At 38.4% G+C, this 16,974-nt stretch carries 14 protein-coding genes; 4 read left to right on the top strand and 10 right to left on the bottom strand.

Annotation, left to right across the window (positions count from 1 at the left end; genetic code table 11):
• Positions 1-10 precede the first annotated feature (10 nt).
• The 4 genes from lacC to IGI49_RS17700 all read right to left on the bottom strand — a co-directional run bounded on the left by lacC (position 11) and on the right by IGI49_RS17700 (position 2,952).
• Entirely contained in the window at positions 11-940 is a 930-nt protein-coding gene (gene lacC, locus IGI49_RS17715; RefSeq protein ID WP_429962763.1) for a tagatose-6-phosphate kinase, read from the bottom strand.
• Between the two features lie 12 nt (positions 941-952).
• Positions 953-1,468 carry a galactose-6-phosphate isomerase subunit LacB gene (gene lacB / locus IGI49_RS17710; protein WP_429962762.1) on the bottom strand — a complete coding sequence of 172 codons (516 nt, stop codon included), beginning with the start codon at positions 1,466-1,468 and terminating at the stop codon, positions 953-955.
• A gap of 15 nt (positions 1,469-1,483) precedes the next feature.
• Positions 1,484-1,912: a galactose-6-phosphate isomerase subunit LacA gene (gene lacA, locus IGI49_RS17705; RefSeq protein WP_429962761.1), complete on the bottom strand. Its 429-nt coding sequence runs from the start codon at positions 1,910-1,912 to the stop codon at positions 1,484-1,486.
• 284 nt (positions 1,913-2,196) lie between these two features.
• Positions 2,197-2,952, bottom strand: coding sequence for a DeoR/GlpR family DNA-binding transcription regulator (locus IGI49_RS17700; protein WP_429962760.1), 756 nt, complete (start codon positions 2,950-2,952; stop codon positions 2,197-2,199).
• Between the two features lie 175 nt (positions 2,953-3,127).
• On the opposite strand from IGI49_RS17700, the gene IGI49_RS17695 reads away from it, so the two are divergent.
• Complete coding sequence (locus tag IGI49_RS17695) at positions 3,128-4,036, top strand: magnesium transporter CorA family protein (protein WP_429962759.1); 909 nt, start codon at positions 3,128-3,130, stop codon at positions 4,034-4,036.
• A 572-nt stretch (positions 4,037-4,608) separates the two neighbouring features.
• Complete coding sequence (spx, locus tag IGI49_RS17690) at positions 4,609-5,034, top strand: transcriptional regulator Spx (RefSeq protein ID WP_207702041.1); 426 nt, start codon at positions 4,609-4,611, stop codon at positions 5,032-5,034.
• A 139-nt stretch (positions 5,035-5,173) separates the two neighbouring features.
• Here the strand turns inward: spx and ahpF are convergent, their stop codons facing one another.
• The 6 genes from ahpF to IGI49_RS17660 all read right to left on the bottom strand — a co-directional run bounded on the left by ahpF (position 5,174) and on the right by IGI49_RS17660 (position 14,712).
• On the bottom strand, positions 5,174-6,718 hold the full coding sequence (ahpF, locus tag IGI49_RS17685; RefSeq protein ID WP_429962758.1) for an alkyl hydroperoxide reductase subunit F: 1,545 nt from the start codon (positions 6,716-6,718) through the stop codon (positions 5,174-5,176).
• Between the two features lie 10 nt (positions 6,719-6,728).
• Positions 6,729-7,292, bottom strand: a complete 564-nt coding sequence (gene ahpC, locus IGI49_RS17680; RefSeq protein WP_429962757.1) for an alkyl hydroperoxide reductase subunit C — start codon at positions 7,290-7,292, stop codon at positions 6,729-6,731.
• 335 nt (positions 7,293-7,627) lie between these two features.
• A complete protein-coding gene (locus IGI49_RS17675) occupies positions 7,628-10,540 on the bottom strand; it encodes a glycoside hydrolase family 3 protein (RefSeq protein ID WP_429962756.1) in 2,913 nt (970 codons plus the stop codon).
• 228 nt (positions 10,541-10,768) lie between these two features.
• Positions 10,769-11,782, bottom strand: a complete 1,014-nt coding sequence (locus tag IGI49_RS17670; protein ID WP_429962755.1) for a glycosyltransferase family 2 protein — start codon at positions 11,780-11,782, stop codon at positions 10,769-10,771.
• Positions 11,779-12,306, bottom strand: a complete 528-nt coding sequence (locus IGI49_RS17665) for a GtrA family protein (protein WP_429962754.1) — start codon at positions 12,304-12,306, stop codon at positions 11,779-11,781. The genes IGI49_RS17670 and IGI49_RS17665 overlap by 4 nt, the downstream gene beginning before the upstream one ends.
• Before the next feature lie 12 nt (positions 12,307-12,318).
• On the bottom strand, positions 12,319-14,712 hold the full coding sequence (locus tag IGI49_RS17660) for a glycoside hydrolase family 3 C-terminal domain-containing protein (protein ID WP_429962753.1): 2,394 nt from the start codon (positions 14,710-14,712) through the stop codon (positions 12,319-12,321).
• A gap of 206 nt (positions 14,713-14,918) precedes the next feature.
• On the opposite strand from IGI49_RS17660, the gene IGI49_RS17655 reads away from it, so the two are divergent.
• The gene (locus tag IGI49_RS17655) at positions 14,919-15,626 is read left to right on the top strand and encodes a LytR/AlgR family response regulator transcription factor (protein WP_429962752.1); all 708 of its coding nucleotides are present in this window, start codon (positions 14,919-14,921) and stop codon (positions 15,624-15,626) included.
• On the top strand, positions 15,627-16,931 hold the full coding sequence (locus tag IGI49_RS17650) for a GHKL domain-containing protein (protein WP_429962751.1): 1,305 nt from the start codon (positions 15,627-15,629) through the stop codon (positions 16,929-16,931).
• Positions 16,932-16,974: the final 43 nt, after the last annotated feature.

Genomic DNA, 16,974 nt, shown 5'->3' with positions numbered 1-16,974 from the left:
TCCCTGCTTTCTAAAATGTAGTTACTTCAATCTGATCAAAAAGCTGCTGATAATTGGCTAAATTGACTGCTCCTGTGACTGCTTCCTGAGCATTTAACATGCCAAGCACATTCCCTCTTTTCAGCAAAGCTTTTGCATCTTTTCCCTCAGCAATCGCTGCTGCAAAACCAGCAACGGTCGCATCACCTGAGCCGACTGGATTCTCAACGTCAATTTTAGGAATCGTTACTCGATAAAAGGTGTCTTGATGCTTGGCAACGGCTCCCTGTGCTCCTAAGGAAATCACTACCCACTGAATTCCAGTAAATAAGTCATTCATCAAAGCGTCTTTAATACTTGCCGTATCTTCCAGCGAAATTCCCAGCAGCTCTGACAATTCCTCCTGGTTTGGTTTGATTAAATAAGGCTTATACGGACTGCTTAATACTTGCTGCAAAGCTTTGCCTGAGCAATCCAGTACAACCGGCTTTTCAAAGTCTTTGCAGCGTTTGATTACTTCTACGTAAAAATCCTCTGGAACCCCTTGAGGCAGACTGCCGGAAATTGTCAGCACCTCAGCGGTCGGAATCATATCATCCAGCTGAGTTAAAAAGCTTTGGACTTCTTCTGCTTGAATGATTGGACCACTCTCAAGAATTTCTGTTTGTTTTCCTTCATGCAGGATGGCAATACAGTTTCGGGTATTGCCAGAAATTTCAGCAAACTGATGAGAAATACTGGCTGCATTTAATTCAGTCTTAATCCCTTCGCCAACATAGCCTCCTAGCAACCCGCTGGCAATCACTTCATGATTCAGCTGTTTTAAGACACGCGTCACATTTAATCCTTTGCCGCCAGCAGTTTTCCTTGTGTTGCTTAAACGATTAACGGTATTTAGTTGAAAGCTTTCCAGCGGATAAGAGATATCAATGGAAGGATTCATAGTGATCGTTACAATCATTAGGCTCGCTCCTTAGTCATGGTATTCGCCGCGATCCCACTTTTCGATAAATTCATCAAAGAAATTGGCTGCGAATTGTTTTTCTGACGCTTGTTCAACGTGATCAATTTTGGCGATCCATTCTTTGTTGGTTGCATCTTCTTTGTACTCCGCTTTAATAAAAGCTTCAATGATATCACAAATTAGAAATTCACCAGTAATACGGGCACCAAAGCCGATGACATTGGCATTAAGTTGTTCCTTTGCATAGATTGCCGTTGTCATATCCCGGACCAAAGCACCTCGAACACCCGGAACTTTGTTCACCGCATTATTGATTCCTACTCCGGTTCCACACAGACAAACCCCTAAATCGGCTTCGCCATTTACAACTGCTTCTCCTACCTTCTTGCCAAAAATAGGGTAATGAGTTCTAGTAAAATCATACGTTCCTACATCTACTACTTCGTATCCTTTAGATTTCAAAAAATCAGATACTGCGATTTTAGTATCCGTTACAATATGGTCGCATCCTAGTGCAATTTTCATTTTTTCCATCCTCTCTTAAGCCATTTTATTTAGCATATCCACCCGAACCTGATGACGTCCGCCATCATAATCCGCTGATAGAAATTCACGTGCAATATTCATCGCTAGTTCAGGTCCTACAATCTTTGCTCCCAAAGTAATCATGCGGGAATCATTGTGCTCTCTCGTCATATAGGCTGTCCGTTCATCCGATACTTCTGCTGCCACTATGCCCTTTACCTTCGTTGCTGTCATGAAGCTTCCAGCACCATACCCATCAAGTGCTATACCTAAACTTTGTTCATTTTTTAAAAGATCTTCTGCAATTGCCAAGGTAGATTCTACGAAATCCTTTGCTGGGCTCTCACTTTTGTCCACTACCTCGTGACCTTCCTGAATTAAATTTTCCTTGATGTAATCCTTTAATTTCATGCCATCCTGATCTGAACCTAGTACTACACGCATGCTTTTTTCCTCCTTAAATAGTGATTGCCTTAACTTTACGATCACTCTTAGCCTGGCAGTCATTTTTCATGCTAACTTCATCAGCATTCTCCGATTAAAGAAAATCGCTTTGAATCAGTTACCATTCTCCTTACAATCATAATAAAACATTTTCAAACATTATTCAACTACTTTTTGTTTGTTTCGGTTCGTTATAAGCATTTTTATCAAAACAACAAACATAAACGCTCACCAGAAGCCCAAAAAAAGCAAGAACCAGATTATATCGTTCTGGTTCTTGACTGCTAGTCTGCTATTATTTTCTGATCTTTTTCTATCCGGGTGTAACTCTCATCTTTGTCCTTGTTGGTAATTACGGTTGTTATATCCTTTAAATGGTAATAGGTGTAAAAATCCTTCTGCCCAATCTTCGTATGATCTACTAATAGATATTTCTCAGAAGAATTGTTTAGTGCAATGGCTTGTGTCTGTCCTTCTTCAAACGTTGAAGTCATTATATCCTGCTCATTTAAGGCATTGCAGCTAAAGAAAGCTTTGTGAAAATGGATGTCCATCAAATTCTTATTAGTAATCTCACCAAAAAAAGATTGGGTCGTATCCCGCATCTCTCCACCTAGCAAATAGACCTTCCGCTGATTGCTTGACTCCTTCAGCTTTTGAAACACTGGCAAACAATTCGTTACAACTTGAATCGATTGCATCGTAATTACTTCTGCTAATAGTTCAATCGTTGTTCCCGGCCCTAGAAAGATGGTTTCATTTTCTTGAATAAGCTGGACTGCCTGACGAGCAATTGCTTGCTTTTCTTCAATATTCATGACTTGTTTCTCACCATGAGACAGCTCCTGACTGCGAATAAAATTCTTCAGTCGTGCACCGCCATGGACTCGTTCCAACAGCCCTTGGCCCTCCAGCTCGTCTAAGTCACGGCGAACCGTCATATCAGAAATATTTAACTGTTTGATAATATCACTCACCTTGACCGTTCCACTGATCTGCAGCAGCTGCATAATCGCTTTTTGCCTTTCATCTTTTAACAAAAGTCCACCCCTCATCTTGTTTAATCGTTTTTCTTTTCTTCTATAATAACAGGTATTTGCTGTTTAGGCAGTATTCGTTCGTCAGCATAATCAATTCGCTGGAACAATGCTTCTCATTTCTACTAAAAAGGTATACAATGAAGCGAACTTTCTAGTGTAGAAATGAGGGGATACCATGCTGACAAAGCAAACATTTAACCATAATCAGAATACTTGGATCAACCTGACAACTGAAAGCAAAGAAGAAGTCGCACAGCTTTACAACGAATACAAAATCGATGAAGAGGTCGTTGAGTATTCCTTAGATAAAAACGAAAGAGCGCATCTGGATTTTGACAAAGCCGCTCAAACCTTCGTCTTAATCTATAATGTGCCCAATCGTTTAAAAATCGATAATCACTATGAGACGATTCCTATGTCCTTCATTATCAAGGATCGCCTGCTTATCACTGTTACAAATAAGAGAAACCAATATTTATTCTTCGAAATGCAAAATTATTTGGAGAAGTTTCCTACTGTTTCGATCTTCCAATTTTTATTTGCCAGTCTTTTCCTAATTAGTGAAGCTTTCTTTCCTTTTGTCGAAGAGATGAACCAAGATCGAACCAAGGTCAGCAATAAGCTAAAGGATAAAACTACTAAACGTAACTTATTGGAATTATCAGACTTAGAAACTGGGATTGTCTTCTTCATTTCTGCTTCTAAGCAGAATGTCGTGCTGCTGGAACAAATCAAAGCACACGCCATCTACAAGCAGCTAAGTGATCCAGAAAAGGAAGAACTGGAAGATGCTATGATTGAAGCGAAGCAATTAGTCGAAATGACCAAGCTCTCTTCTGAAATCTTACAGCAGCTCTCCAGCACCTACAATAATGTCTTAAACAATAATCTAAATGATACCATGCGTATTTTGACCATTCTTTCCGTTTTACTAACCATTCCAACAATTATCACTGGTTTTTTCGGTATGAACATGCCCTTACCTTTGGAACATAATACTTCTGGTTGGATAATCGCCATCGTAATCAGCACGGTTCTCTGGTTTGGTCTTTCACTAATTTTTAGGAAACTACTAAAGCGATAATGTTAAGCGACGAGCTGCTCTCCTAAAGCAGCTCGTCGCTTTTCTCATGGGAATGATTATGTATAAATTTTTCCAAAATGAATAAAACAGGGGAATTTAATATATGTAATTTGGTTATTCACATTTTAAAGCTAAATAATCCTAATTAGGCAATGTAATTTTATAAGTTGACGTAGCATTGCTAACTATAAAAAAAGACAGAATTGAATCCTCTTACTTTTTTCAGATATTCCTTTTTTAAGTGAATAATTGTGAGAAAATCATTTAAATCAGTTTTTTCGATTCTTAAGAACTTTTTGATTGTTCTTTGTTTTTTTTAGCCCTCTTGTTACCTAGATTCTCTTGGAAAGCATATAAAGGTTTATATATCAGCATTTAAAACTCATATAGTTTATTATTCAAAGAAAACTTTTGTTTTTTTAACCTATATTTCAAATTAGAATCACTATCTTTTAGAGATTTCTTTAATTCAAAAATTTCACAAACGATTAAATTTCCTGTAACTTAATATGTGTAAGATATGTCTAGTTATTTATATAATCTTTTTTATTTTCAGAAGGGTAGGATGTTAAATGATTAAATTGTATATTTCTCCAAGTTGTACTTCATGTAGAAAAGCGAGAGCGTGGTTAAACGAAAAAGGGTTGGAATTTGAAGAAAGAAATATTTTCTCTGATCCCCTAAATTCAGATGAAATCAGAGAAATTCTTTCACTAACTGAAACGGGTACAGAAGAAATTATTTCAACACGTTCAAAAATCTACGAAAAATTAAATATTGATTTTGATAAATTATCTACAAATGAATTGATTGCTCTGATTGAGAAATACCCAGGGTTATTACGACGACCAATTATCTTGGATTCCCTGCGCTTACAAGTGGGCTACAATGAGGATGAAATCCATCAATTCATTCCACGTAAAATTCGTCGTACCGCAGCAAAAGAGATGGCTAAGATGTTGGTATTTATGGAATTAGAGAAAAAAAGTTTAGCTTAACCCCCAATTTCAACTATATATTAAAGTAAAAAAGCTGCAAATTCGCAGCTTTTTTTGTGGTTAATAGTACATTTCAAAAAAGCCCGAACACAATCAAATGTGCTCGGACTTTTCATCAAATGACTTATTTTATGTGCGTTTATACTTCTGGAAACTCGTTGCGAATCGTATAATCAAAAGCTCCTAATGCGGCAGTAGCACCAGATCCCATGGAAATGATAATTTGCTTGTAGGCACTGTCTGTGCAGTCTCCTGCAGCAAAAACCCCCTCCACATTAGTCGCTCCCTGTTTATCTACCGGAATTTCTCCCCGATCAGTTAAAGCAATGGAACCTTGCAGCCACTCTGTATTTGGCATTAAGCCAATCAGAATGAAGACACCCTCAACTGCTAAGGTATGCTCCTCACTGGTTACTCGATCAGTGTAAGTAATTGCTTCAACGTGGCTTGAGCCAGTAATTTCTTTTGTTGCAGCATTAGTAATCACGGTAACGTTAGTTAATTGATGCAATTTATCCTGCAGAACTTTATCTGCTTTTAACTCAGGCAGAAACTCTAAGACATAGACATGCTTAGATAAGCCAGCTAGATCAATCGCCGCTTCAATTCCTGAATTCCCCCCACCTACAACTGCAACGTCTTTGCCTTTAAACAAAGGACCATCACAGTGTGGACAATAAGCAATCCCTTTGTTCTTAAACTCTTTTTCGCCGGGAACGTTAATTGCACGCCAGCGGGCACCGGTAGCTAAGATCGCCGTTTTAGACCGCAATTGAGCCCCATTTTCCAGCTCCACTTCAATCCATTCGTTTTTACGAATCGATTTAGCACGTTGGCCTTTCATAATATCAACACCGTATTGATTTACGTGTTCTTCAACCTGACGCATTAATTGAGGTCCTTCGACGTAAGGAGTTCCAATGACGTTTTCAATTCCTAAGGTTTCAAGGACTTGACCGCCAAAGGTTTCAACTACCATTCCGGTTTTGATACCCTTGCGAGCTGCATAAATTGCTGAACTGGCTCCAGCTGGTCCCCCACCAATTACTAATACATCGAAGGGCTCCTTCTCATCGAATTCTTCGGCACCAAGAGGTCCGGCAATCTTCTCTATCAATTGTTCAATCGTCGTACGGCCGCTGCTGAACTCTTCGCCGTTCAAGAAAACAGTTGGTACTGCCATTACTTCTTTTGCGTCGATTTCCGATTGATACATGCCGCCTTCGATCATAGTGTGAGAAATTTTAGGATTCAACACAGACAGAATGTTTAATGCCTGAACTACATCCGGACAATTGTGGCAAGTTAAACTGACATAGGTTTCAAAATGAAGCTCTTTGTCAATCGCCTTGATTTGCTGAGCTACCTGATCTTCAATCTTTGGTGCACGTCCGCTTACTTGAAGCAAAGCTAAAATGAAAGAAGTGAATTCGTGACCCATTGGCAGTCCGGCAAAAGCGATACCACTCTTCTCGGTACTGGAACGATTGATTTCAAAGCTGGGAGTACGAGACAAGACTGCCTCCTCAACGGTAATCCGAGGAGTCATTTCTACTACTTCATCTAAGAATTCTGCTACTTTTTTCGAATTTTCGTCCTCAGCTAAGCTAGCGGTCAGTACTACATCCGATTCTAATAATTCAAGATACTGTGTTAACTGCGCTTTCGTTTCGTTATCTAACATTGTACACTCCTTAAATTTTGCCTACTAAGTCAAAACTTGGCTTCAATGTTTCGCCATCTTCTTTCCATTTAGCTGGGCAAACTTCGCCTGGATGTGTACGTACGTATTGAGCTGCACGAATTTTATCTACTAAAGTGCTTGCATCACGACCAATACCATCTGCATTAATTTCCATTGCTTGAACGATACCATCTGGGTCAATAATGAAGGTACCACGTTGTGCCAAACCAGATTCTTCATCCAAAACATCAAAAATACGTGAAATATGATGTGAAGGATCACCAATCATTGTATATTCAATTTTACCGATTGCATCAGAAGTGTCATGCCAAGCTTTATGGGTGAAATGAGTATCCGTTGAGCAAGAGTAAACTTCCACACCTAATTCTTTTAGTTTTGCATATTGTTCTTGCAAATCTTCTAACTCAGTTGGACATACAAAAGTAAAATCAGCGGGGTAAAAACAGACAACATTCCATTTGCCAGCAAAAGTCTCTTGAGAAACTTCAACAAATTCTCCTTGATGATACGCTTGTGCTTGAAACTCTTCTACTTGCTTTCCAATTAATGACATGGTTAAATCCCTCCGGTTTAATAGTGAGAATAAGATTCTCTAATTGAAAAAGTATGAACAAAAAAATCTGAAAAACTCTATTCATACTCTTCAATCAATTTATAATTATTATAAACAGAAGTTCATTCCATTGTAAATACCTTTTTGCGTTTTTTTGACAAAAGATTTGAGCTGAAAACCGTTTATGGTTCCAGCATTAGTCGATCTGTTGCTTTTTGTTCAAATAGCTCCATAATCCGTATGTAACTTTTGGAAAATAAAACCGGAGGACTTTTATCCCTCCTAAGAGTGAACTTAAATCCTCCGGTAATTTGTTTTCTGTTTTGGTTCTGCTTTTATTGATGATTACTGCGTGATTTTTTTCTATACAAGTAGATAATCAACCCTTGTATCGCTAGGATGACTACGCCTACGGCAATATCAATTTTAATTGCTTTTTGCTGCCAAGGCATCCATTGAGATGCAGAATCATAATTCTCGTATTCACGACTGTTAACAACTGTGTACAAAATGTTATGAGCTGCTGTTCTCATTGCTTTAACCGTTGTTGCACTTTCGGTGTCGTCAAGTCCTGCACCCGTTTCGCCAGTGGTTGATAACATCATATCGTTTCCGCTTCGAATTGCTTTATCAGCATCCATGTAGCCATAACCACCAAAGTAATCCGTTAAAACAAATCCATCAAATCCCCACTCGTCTCGCAATACCGTATTTAATAAGGTTGAACATCCGCCTGCCCATTGATTCCCAATATAGTTGAAGGCTGACATAGCAGCATTTGCACCGCCATCCTTAACCGCCATTTCGAATGGTTTTAAGTAAACTTCCCGAATCGCTTGTTCGGTAGACCAAGTCAATAGCAAATCAGTCCGATTTGTTTCTTGATCATTCAAGGCAAAGTGTTTCATGTATGAATAGACACCTTTTGATTTTGCTCCAGCGATTTCATTAGCTGCCATTACACCTGAAAGTACTCCATCCTCTGAATAATATTCAAAGTTCCGACCAGAAAAGGCGCTTCTATGAATATTCATTGCGGGACCATACCAGCCAGAAATTCCAATTTCGGCTGCTTCTTCACCCACAGCTTCGCCGCGATCCTCAGCTAATTTTTCATTCCAAGTTGCAGCAATCATTGTTGCAGTAGGAAAAGCTGTTCCCTTAGCTTGAACAAAGAAGCTGCTGATTCCGGCTGGGCCATCAAAGTCGTAGGTTTGCAATTTACCAACAGATTTTGCTGCAACCGTTTGATACCCACCATAGGTAATTAAGTTGCTCATGTCTTTCACAGTCATTTGATCCAGCAGCTTATCCCATTTTTTGTCTTCATAATCCAAGCCGGCTAAATCATTTAATTCCATGCCATTCGATACACCTGTTTTAGGCATTTTGTCTTTGGCATCATTCTCAATTTTATAATCTTCTGCGTTCGTTAAACCATCTTTTTCTAAGTCAGTCAATGGACGGCTCTTAGGTTCAGCAGTAGTTGCTTCGTAGTTTGTAAAATTGTCTTTACGACTCAGATATTCTACTTCACCTGTAGCAAAATCCGTAAATTGATTTTCTGCTGTTACTTCATCAGTACTACGTTTATTCTCACCATTGTAAGTGATCGTTCGTCCCAACGTGTAGGGTTTGCTATCCAATGTGTCATGAGAATTAGCTTTTAGAGCAATTGTGTACTCTCCTTCTTCCAAAACATAAGATTTAGCCGTTTGATTATCAAATGAAGCCATATCCTCCTGATTAAAGGACACTTTTAATGTTTGGCTTTCTCCGGGTTTCAATTCTTTTGTTTTTTCAAACACTAACAGATTCGCTGCAGCTTTTTCGATCCCCCCGTTTTTATAGGGTGGCGTAAAGTAAGCTTGAACAACATCTTTTCCCGCTACATCCCCAGTATTTCGGACAGTTACATCAAATTCAATGGTTCCATCACTTTTTGTTTGTAAATCTCCCATCGTTTGTTCAAAGTTGGTGTAACTCAGACCATAACCTAATGGATACTGAACGGCTTTTGAATACCCTTCTTGATTGTCTTGGTAGTAGGTTTCGTAAAACTTGTAGCCTACATAAATATTCTCCACATAATCTACAAATTTATATTTACTATCATCGTAAGAGAAATCGCCAAAGTTGTTCCAAGTTGGTGTCTCCTTAAGATCGTATACAAAGGTATCAACTGTCTTTCCGGATGGATTAACCGATCCATTTAAAACATTTCCTAATGCTGAAAACCCAGTAGCACCAGGTCCAGCCATCCATAAAGCACTCTTGATGTTTTCATAATCATTCAACCAGCCAAGTTCCATAGCATTCGATGAATTAATTAATACGACAACATCTTTGAAATTCTCAGTGACTAAATCCACCATATCTTTTTCAGTTTTCGTTAACTCTAGATAATGATCGCCAGCCTCGAAATCTCCTTCATTTCCTTTGTAGGTAATGTCCTTAGACTTCATATCAGTTGGCAAATCAGCTCCCTCTCCACCTACACGAGAAATGACAATCAAGGCTGTGTCTGAGAAATCTTTGGCATCATCAACTAATTGATCAGAATAATCACTTCTCTTAGGTTCAACTAAGGTCCAGTCCTGCTCCCACATACCAACTACCGGGCGATCCTTACGATAATCCGTATAAAAATCAGACAGCTGATCATTCAAAGCAAAACCTGCATCCTGCAGACCACTCAAAATAGTGGTAGCATTACTCGTGTCAACATTTCCAGAGCCAGTACCACCATATACAGGATTGGTAGATGCCCAGCCAAAAACATTTAGTTTCTTATTTCCTTCAGCCAAGGGAAGATAATTATCCGTATTTTTTAACAGGACCGTTCCCTCATTGGCAATTTCTTCTGTTAGTTCGCCATTTTTGTTCAAAGTAGCTGCACTAACGTTTTCTAAACTCGCATAATTCAAGTTAAACAAGTTAGACATTGGACCAAAAACAATCGTGTTTACAGTAATCATAATTGCGATTAGCATGACTACGATCGATTCACCTTTGAGCCAGAATTTAAATTTCCACTCTTTATTTCTAAAGACAATTAAAGCGATAATTATAAGTACTAATAAAACAACAGCAGGAATGAAGTAGACAGAAACTTTTTTAATAGTGGCATAAACATCCTCCATGTTCAGCACACCGTCTTGACTCAATTTGTTTAAATAAAATGCAGCAAAACCTGCAATTGCTAAAACAACCACCACAGGTATTAGTATTTTACGATACTTTTTCAATTTGTATCCCCTTCCATATTGTGAAAATTAGCTTGCAAAGCCGATACCCATTCGCTTTTCCCACCAAGACACACCGGTTTGTCTCAGTAGAAAAAGCACATGTAACCCTTTACAAGGCATAGTATAGCAACGGAATTGAACAATAAAACAGCTCATTCATATCTTGTTGCTATTTATTCATAACTTGCGTTCACCCACTGGCAAGCAACTGAAAACAAGTAGCGAATCTTAATTAAAACCGTAAAATCGTTTGGCAATTTGATAGGCTCCAATCGCCGTTTTCCTTCCCAGCTTTCCTGGAAGATTTACACCTAGACCAAACAATCCTCTTCGCAATCTTCTGTATAGAACTGGATCGCTTTTTCTAATAAATTCCCATAATTCTTGCTTTTTATGCATACTGTCTGATGATCCCTCTTTGATTAAAAAAATCGAGGAAACCGTTGTGATAATTTCGACATAGCGTTGCATATATTTCAATAGACTTTCGTCTTCTACCTGTGCATCTGAATAGAAAGTGACCATTCGCTTATTGACAGCTAATTGCTGATCAATTCGTTTAATCATTACTTGTTCATTAACGGATTGATCCTCTCTGCCGATAAAATAGCGATATAGGTTCACATTTAAATAATGCATATTCTTTACTAGTGGCAATGGCTGAAAAATATACAGGTTATCTACATAGAAAGTATGCTGAGGCAAATTCAAAGACAATTCCTTTAAAATATTCGAACGATAAATGACCGAATGCATCAGTAAATATTTCCCCAGTGGAAAACGAACATCTTCCCAAGAAAAAACCTGATCGACTGGTAAAAAAGATTCATAAGAGATAATTTTCTTGTTCTTTGCCCCTTGCTTTTCGTAAACATAATTACTGATAAGCATATCAATCGGCGAATTATTTTGAATGGTGTCTGTTAGCTTTTGCAAAACTTGTTGATAAGCATTGGCTTCTAACCAATCATCACTGTCCACTACCTTTACGTAGTGACCTGTTACATGTTCCATTCCCGTATTGATCGCTTGACCGTGCCCACCATTTTCCTGATGAATCGTCTTGATGATTTCTGGGAAGTAATTGGCATAATGATCAGCAATTTCTGCTGTACGGTCTCTAGACCCATCGTCGACAATGATAATCTCAACTGCTTCTTTTCCTAGTAATAAAGAATTAATGCAACGTTCCATATAATCTGCTGAATTGTAGCAGGGAACAATTAGACTAAGTATTTTCATGATTCGTTTTCTTTCTTCATTATTTTGAATTTCATCATTGGATAGTTTATCAGAACTTGAATGACGATGTTCACAATATTTGCGACAGTCGGTGCAAAGTTTCCGATATAAGGTGACAGCCGAGCGATAATATATGGCGGCAGCCATACTGAGATAAGTCCAGCTACTGTAACTGTGGCGATATACCAAGGCAATACTTTTTTCACATCCACAGTGGCGGAAAATACTACCTTTCGTTGAACGATAAAATTAACGATTTGCGCACAGATGTAGGCAACTAGAAAACTTAGAAATCCTCCCAAGCCTCCTTGTTCGGTTCCGTAATTAAAGATAAACCAGTTAAATGGGATAGTGCTTAATCCTGAGAAAACAATCCCTGTGCCAATCCATAACACTAAGAAGTTGGTTATCGTCGCTACATTACTCATAATATTGAACAAAATAAATTCATAAACATCTGGATGTTCATATTTAAAATTCTTGATAATTTGTACCAGTTTGTTGCCTGATTGACTTTGCTTCATGCGCTTCCTCCTCTACTTTGCTTTTTGAAGCTTACGATTTTGAAAAAATTGCTTAGTTAAACCAGCAAAGCCCTTGAAAAAGTGACCATTTACCATAACCAGCATTTCATCAACCATGGCTAGACTAACCATTCCGTTTGTCATTTTAGCAATTGCTCTAAAAGGCATATTAGAAATAAATAGTAAATTCAGATCCGGTTTGCCCTTTTTTTCGCTTCTTTTAAGCAGAGCACGGATAATCCGATGAACAAAACGAGCCAATGGATTCTTCGCTTGATTCATCTCGTCAATAATACTTGTCCGATTCAACAGATGCTGACCGCTGGTTTCTTCCTGAGGAACCTTTTGCCCATATAATTTCTCAAAATCAGCCAAAGTAACCTCTTCAAGTTTCGCTGCTTGATAATTTGGCAACACGACATAATCTTCAGGTTCTGTTCCTGTGATCAGTAGTTTTCCTTCTAAGCGGATATCTTTGACTGAACTCGCTAACATAATGTTGTATTCACCAGATTCCGTTTTCCAAGATCTACTCTCAACGTCATAATAGCGAAAACTCTTATCATCGAATGCGAGTTCAATCATTTTACTTTCTCCAGGCTGTAGAAATACTTTGACGAATCCCTTTAACTCCTTCGTGGGTCTCACTAAAGGTGAAGAAGACTTGCCGATATATAATTGAACAATTTCTGAACCAGCCTGCTCACCAACATTGGTTATCACTGCCTGAACACCTGAGTTGGTGATCATTAGTTCACTGTATTGAAAACTCGAGTAGCTTAAACCATAGCCAAAAGGATAACGAACAGCTTTTTGAGCCTTATCATAATAACGATACCCAACATACAGTCCTTCTTTGTAGTAGACGTATCGCCCCTTAGCTGGAAACTCCTTACCAAAAGGCACATCCTGGTAGGAAATTGGATACGTTTCATTGAGTTTTCCGCTAGGGTTGTGATGCCCGCAGATGACTTCCAACATTGCACTGGCCCCAGCCTCGCCACCAAGATACCCATGCAAAATACCTTGTACTTCTTTTTCCCATGAGCATTCAACAACAGAGCCTGCTGACAAAACTACTACAATTGGTTTCTTTGCCGCTGCTAATTCTTGAATTAATGCCAATTGGTTTTTTGGCATGTCAATCGTTGTCCGATCCATTCCTTCGCTTTCTAAAATTTCATCCAGTCCTGCATAAAGCAAAATTACATCACTCTTTTTTGCTAACTCAAGGGCTTCATTCACTAATTGGTCATTGCTTTTTCCACCGCGTTCATACCCTTTTGCAAAACCGACGACAGTCAGAGGATACTCTCCAATAACGTCTAAAGTCGTTTCCAAATTCTTTGCGTTCACTACTGATGAACCTGCACCTTGGTAGCGGGGAGTTTGAGCGAAGTCTCCAATGACAGCAACCTTTTTTTCTGAGGTCAATGGCAAGATGTTCGCTTCATTTTTCAGCATAACAATGCTCTCCATTGCTGCTTTCTTTGCTACTTCGTGATGCTTCTGCCAATCGATCGTTCCATCAACTGGTGAAAAATCAACTGCTTGAACAACCGATAAAAATTCATCCACTCGTTGATCCAATACAGCTTCTTCAAGTTCTCCATTTTCCACTGCGTTAACCAGCTCTAAGGTACCGTTTTTCCCTAATGTCGGCATTGCTAAATGGCTGCCATTTTTAACACCAGCTGTATGATCGTTGTCCCCACCCCAGTCAGAAACAACAAAGCCGTCGAATCCCCATTCCTCCTTCAACAGGTCTCTAAGCAGGTAAGAATCTTCATTGGCATAGTTCCCATTCACTAAGTTGTAGGAAGACATAATGGATTTAGGCTGACCTTCTTTTACAGCGATTTCAAAATTGGTTGTGTAGATTTCTCTTAACGTTCGTTCATCCACAATCGAATCCGAAGCCATCCGTCGGTATTCCTGGCTGTTAACTGCAAAATGCTTTGGACTAGCGATTGTTCCATTAGCTTGAATCCCTCTAATGCTTGATGCAGCAAGTTTTCCTGCTAAATAAGGATCTTCACTATAATATTCAAAGTTTCTGCCGCATTTGGGGTTTCGCTTGATATTTAATCCAGGTCCCAGAACGACATTGACATTTAGAGCCTTCGCTTCTTCACCAATACATGTACCTACTTGATAAACTAAATCTTCATCCCAGCTGTTGGCCAAGGTGGCTGCTGTAGGAAAACATGTGGCAGGCAGACTTGCATTTAATCCTAAATGATCCGCTTCTCCGACCTGTTTTCTCAAGCCATGAGGACCATCAGACATGAATATTGCTGGTATCTTCTCTGGAATATCTTGGGATTCCCACGTATTCTTGCCTGACATTAGCGAAGCTTTTTGCTCTAACGTGAGATTTTCAATAATTTTTTTATTCTTCAGCATCTTACTCACCTTTTTTCAATTTATGAAATCAATTTATCATCAAAGTAAACGGTAACAAATAGTTCATTCATACTTTGACAATTTTTATTCATAACCTGTTTTTTCAAAGCCTAAAACGATGGGTTCACAAAAACAACCTTGCTTTAGAATCAACATTAATTATAATAAATGAGAGTAGATTGAATTTTTTGGGGAGGTTCGTTCTTATGAAAATTGCCATCGTAGAAGATGACATTCAGCAACAGAATTGCTTTATATCGCTGGTTAATCGATACACAGCTGAAAACAGCTTGCCAGTTAGTATCACATCTTTTAATGACGGAATTGATATTGTTGAAAAATATAAGGGGGATTTTGATGTTATTTATTTTGATGTAGAAATGCCAATAATGGATGGTATGACTTCCGCTAAAAAAATTCGAGCAATGGATCCTAATGTCATCATTGTATTTCTGACAAATTATGTACAATTTGCCATTGATGGTTACGCAGTGAATGCGGATGACTTTTTATTAAAACCCTTAACTTATTTTAATTTCAGTGAACATTTCAAAAAAATAGTCAAAAAATTATCGAATACTACCGATCAGACCATAACTATTAAAACAAATTCTGGTATACGAAAAATTTTGCTAGAGGATTTAATATATGTGGAATGTGAGGGGCACTATTTATATTTTTACACCAATGATCAAGTATATTCCTTTCTTGGCTCCATGAAGAATATTGAAAGCGAATTAAAACCGAAACATTTCTTCCGTTGTAATAATTGTTATTTAGTCAATTTAAAGCATGTCAAAGCTGTTGATGGAAGTACTGTCCATGTCGGCAGGTTTGATTTGCGGATTAGTCGCCCTCGAAAGAAGGATTTCATGGCTGCTTTAACGAATTATTTGGGAAGTGGGGGAATCTAGTTGAACGAACTGCTGCCGAATATTCCTCGTTTTTACACAGCCCTCGCTGAGTGGATCGCTTGCATATTTGTGATACTTCAATTTGATAAACAAACCTGGAAAAGCAGCGCATTGATTGTTTTGCCGTTCATGGGAATTGGTCAAATTATCTTACAATTATTGGTCGGCACTTGGCCGTTGCTGTTTTGGATCCCTGGAATGATTTTAAATGTATTGTGGATGCTTTTGACTCTTTATCTTGCTGTAGACATTTCACAATTCAGCTATTTTTATAATTTGTGCAAAGCCTTCATCTTTGCTGAGTTTATTGCCTCGGTCTCTTGGCAGTTGTTTTGCGTTCTCTTTCTGAGGTCAACGAAGCATTTTGCTGTTCCGTTAGTATTTATGCTTATGATGTACATAATTTTTTCCTTGTTCTATTACATCTTTGAAAAGCGCAGTCCTCACCAGGTTGTCTTAAAGAATATTAAAAAAAGAGAGGTTGTCATCGCAGCTCTTTCCGCAATTATCATCTTTACTGTCAGCAATATGGGGTTTATGTTTTCACAAACATTTTTAGTTGCTGGTGATGGACAGTCCATTTTTATCTTTCGGACCTTCATTAACTTATGTGGATTACTGATTCTCTATATTCAGGAAGGAATGCGGTACGACATCTATTTACGAAGCGAGCTTTCCTCCATTAACAATGTCCTGCAGTCGCAATATGAACAATACGAAGCGTTTAAAGAGAGTAATGCTTTGGTCAGTCAGAAATTTCATGATCTAAAGCATCAGCTGGATATTATTGAAATGGAGTCAGAGCCTGCTAAGAGAAAAGAATATGTTAATCAATTAAAAAAAGACATCACTCAATACCAAGCTACCGTAAAAACGGGAAATGCTATCATGGATGTCATTTTAACTCGAAAAAACAGCTTTTGCATTCAAAATAAAATTACCTTTACTTGTATCGTAGATGGAAAATTATTGGATTTTATCGAAGTTATGGATCTATGCAGTTTACTGGGGAATGCTTTAGACAACGCAATTGAATCCACCTTAAAAAATAGTGATACCGACAAACGATTGATCAACCTACGAGTGGAAAAAAAGGCTGGCTTCGTGCTGTTCTTACTAAACAATTACAGTGAAGATCGGTTGTCTTTCGAAGATGGCCTGCCCCAAACAACAAAGGATGATAAAGAGTCCCATGGATATGGGTTAAAGAGTATTTCCTATATCGTTAATAAATACGATGGAACAATGACCATTAGCCATGAAAACAATTGGTTCTCCTTGAAAGTATTGTTGCCAATCTCCTAATAATAAGAGCAGTCAGCAGGAAAAAATCTGCTGACTGCTCTTA

Origin of the sequence: Enterococcus sp. AZ071, assembly GCF_050499065.1 — a bacterium.
Classification (GTDB): Bacteria; Bacillota; Bacilli; order Lactobacillales; family Enterococcaceae; genus Enterococcus_A; species Enterococcus_A ferrettii.
This window is presented reverse-complemented; position numbering and strand designations above follow the sequence as displayed.

Excerpts from the sequence above, each read along its gene's own strand:
- lacC (WP_429962763.1), bottom strand. The coding sequence starts at position 940 with ATGATTGTAACGATCACTATGAATCCTTCCATTGATATCTCTTATCCG.
- lacB (WP_429962762.1), bottom strand. The coding sequence starts at position 1,468 with ATGAAAATTGCACTAGGATGCGACCATATTGTAACGGATACTAAAATC.
- lacA (WP_429962761.1), bottom strand. The coding sequence starts at position 1,912 with ATGCGTGTAGTACTAGGTTCAGATCAGGATGGCATGAAATTAAAGGAT.
- IGI49_RS17695 (WP_429962759.1), top strand. The coding sequence starts at position 3,128 with ATGCTGACAAAGCAAACATTTAACCATAATCAGAATACTTGGATCAAC.
- spx (WP_207702041.1), top strand. The coding sequence starts at position 4,609 with ATGATTAAATTGTATATTTCTCCAAGTTGTACTTCATGTAGAAAAGCG.
- ahpF (WP_429962758.1), bottom strand. The coding sequence starts at position 6,718 with ATGTTAGATAACGAAACGAAAGCGCAGTTAACACAGTATCTTGAATTA.
- ahpC (WP_429962757.1), bottom strand. The coding sequence starts at position 7,292 with ATGTCATTAATTGGAAAGCAAGTAGAAGAGTTTCAAGCACAAGCGTAT.
- IGI49_RS17670 (WP_429962755.1), bottom strand. The coding sequence starts at position 11,782 with ATGAAAATACTTAGTCTAATTGTTCCCTGCTACAATTCAGCAGATTAT.
- IGI49_RS17665 (WP_429962754.1), bottom strand. The coding sequence starts at position 12,306 with ATGAAGCAAAGTCAATCAGGCAACAAACTGGTACAAATTATCAAGAAT.
- IGI49_RS17660 (WP_429962753.1), bottom strand. The coding sequence starts at position 14,712 with ATGCTGAAGAATAAAAAAATTATTGAAAATCTCACGTTAGAGCAAAAA.
- IGI49_RS17655 (WP_429962752.1), top strand. The coding sequence starts at position 14,919 with ATGAAAATTGCCATCGTAGAAGATGACATTCAGCAACAGAATTGCTTT.